Source organism: Prevotella sp. LCP21S3_D2, from assembly GCF_052118345.1.
Lineage (GTDB): Bacteria > Bacteroidota > Bacteroidia > Bacteroidales > Bacteroidaceae > Prevotella.
The window spans coordinates 1-331 of record NZ_JBQKHJ010000121.1; the positions used below are offsets into that span (position 1 = coordinate 1).

General features: G+C 44.1%; 1 protein-coding gene. It reads right to left on the minus strand.

Annotation, left to right across the window (positions count from 1 at the left end; translation table 11 throughout):
- Positions 1-274: hypothetical protein (locus ACTQ16_RS16875; RefSeq protein WP_441938597.1), on the minus strand; the 274-nt coding region annotated here is incomplete at its 3' end.
- Positions 275-331: the final 57 nt, after the last annotated feature.

Sequence of the window (331 nt, forward strand, 5' to 3'; positions counted from 1 at the left end):
CCAACAGGGTCTCAGCAGTTTTCAGCTTTCTCTTTGTATCAGTAAGCTCTTGCCTGGTTTCTTGTAATTGCTGAAGCACAACATCCAACTTATGAGAATGGCTGGCACTTACCGCCTTGTTTTCATCATTGTATGTTTGCTGTTGAAGACGAGACAATCGAACCTCATCCGTCAACTCTTTAATATTGGCAGTAAGGCGGCTTATCTCCGCATCCTTGGCCTGAATCTGCGAATACAAGAATTTACAAAAGTTATGTAGTTCTTCTCCTGTCATACCTTGGGACGGGTCATAGTCAGCAGAAGTCCGAGACTCCTGCTGAATTTGATCGAG